Origin of the sequence: Streptococcus mitis, assembly GCF_001074635.1 — a bacterium.
In the GTDB taxonomy this organism is placed as follows: domain Bacteria; phylum Bacillota; class Bacilli; order Lactobacillales; family Streptococcaceae; genus Streptococcus; species Streptococcus mitis_E.
The window spans coordinates 1-2,121 of the sequence record NZ_JUQO01000191.1; the positions used below are offsets into that span (position 1 = coordinate 1).

General features: G+C 40.7%; 1 protein-coding gene. It reads right to left on the reverse strand.

Annotation, left to right across the window (positions count from 1 at the left end):
* Positions 1-230: 230 nt before the first annotated feature.
* Positions 231-2,121 (reverse strand): hypothetical protein (locus ADI58_RS07740; protein ID WP_049522092.1); only part of this gene is annotated, 1,891 nt, incomplete at its 5' end.

Genomic DNA, 2,121 nt, shown 5'->3' on the forward strand with positions numbered 1-2,121 from the left:
ACATGTTTTTGAGGTTGTAGATGAAACTGACGAAGTCAGTAACCATACATACGGTAAGGCGATGCTGACGTGGTTTGAAGAGATTTTCGAAGAGTATTAGAATAAACACCTACTCTATTTTCTATTATAGCCTCTTACTGGCCTTTTGTCTGTAAGTAACTGACCACTAGATAAAACAAAGAGAGCCTATCGCTCTCTCTGCTTGCATTTCACTCTCTATAGAATGAAAATTATTTAGCTGCTTTTGAAAATGTTACAACGTAGTTATAATCTTTCCCATTAGCTTGATAGATATAGTCCTCTTTGAAAGTGTAGCCGCGTTTGCTTAACTCTTCTTTCTTAGCTTCAACTTGGCTCTTGACAGCTGCTTTAACCTCTTCATTTGATAAACCTTCCGCAATTTCAAGAGAAGTTCCATTGATATCTCCTAGGAAACCTGCAATATCTTTCATTTGATCAAAGTTATAAAAAACATTGACTTTGACCTTTTGAGGAGCTGGCTGTTCTAGACTTCTACGATTTCTGCTAGCGCGCGGTTGAACTGCTGGAGCCATTCTGAAACCTGAAGTTCCTGTAGCTTCCTTAGTGAATGTGACAACGTAGTTATAATCTTTCCCATTAGCTTGATATACATAGTCCTCTTTGAAAGTATAGCCGCGTTTGCGCAACTCTTCTTTCTTAGCATCAACTTGGTTCTTGACAGCTGCTTTAACCTGTTCATTTGTTGAACCTTCCGCGACTTCAAGAGGAGTTCCATTGATATCTCCTAGGAAACCTGCAATATCTTTCATTTGATCAAAATTATAAAAAACATTGACTTTGACCTTTTGAGAAGCTGGCTGTTCTAGACTTCTACGATTTCTGCTAGCGCGTGGTTGAACTGCTGGAGCCATTCTGAAACCTGAAGTTCCTGTAGCCTCCTTAGCGAATGTGACAACGTAGTTATAATTTTTCACAGTAGTATCTTGTTCAAAAATAATGTCATTTTTCACATGATACCCTCTAGTAGCTAAGTCTTTTATCTTGGCTTGAATTTTTTCTTTTACTAGCTCTTTTGCCTGTGCTTCACTCGTTCCAGCAGGAATTGTGACAGTGTTATTTTCTCCCGGATCAGATAGGAAGCCATGAATATCTGGCATTCCAGCGAAGTTATAGCTAATATTTACAGTTCCATCTGGTTCTGATGTTGAACGTACCACTCTTCTTGCTCTTGCTTGAACTGATGGAGCATTTCTAAAACTTGAAGTCCCTTCTGAAGTTGAAGAAGGTTGTGCTGTAGCTGTTGTAGTAGTTGATCTTTCAGTAGTAGGCTGTGTCGGAGTTGTTGCTGTAGCTTCACCTGACCCATGACCTATTACCGTACTTCCATTGTCAATAGTAGTACCTTCATTACGGCCATTTGTTAAATTATCTTTGTTATAATTTGGTGCTGGTAATTCTTCACCTGGAACATTAATCTCATCAATCTTAGTTTGATATTCATCCGTAGCATCTACTGCTGCATCGTGATCTTTAGCATTATTTATCGCTTCTAATCCTGCTTCTTTTAATTCTTTTAATTTAGCTTCTAACTTAGCTTTTTCTGCTTCATCTTTAACTTTTTCAATTTCACTAAGTTTTGAAGCTGCAATTTTTTCAATAGCATCTTTTCCATCTTTTTTGGCTTCCTCAAATTTTTCATCTTTAGATGCTACTTCTTCAGACGGAGCATCTTCTTTTGTGCCTGCTGATGGTTCTTCCGCTTTCGGTGTTGTGCCTGCTGATGGTTCCTCTGCTTTTGGTGTTGTGCCTGCTGATGGTTCTTCTGATTTCGGTGTTGTGCCTGCTGATGGCTCGTCTGCTTTTGGCGTTGTGCCTGCTGATGGTTCGTCTGCTTTCGGCGTTGTGCCTGCTGATGGTTCTTCCGCTTTCGGTGTTGTGCCTGTTGCTGGTTCTTCTGCTTTTGGCGTTGTTCCTGCTGCTGGTTCCTCTGCTTTTGGTGTTGCTCCTGTTGCTGGCTCGTCTGATTTCGGCGTTGTGCCTGCTGCTGGTTCGTCTGCTTTTGGTGTTGTGCCTGCTGATGGTTCCTCTGCTTTTGGTGTTGTTCCTGCTGATGGTTCGTCTGCTTTTGGTGTTGTTCCT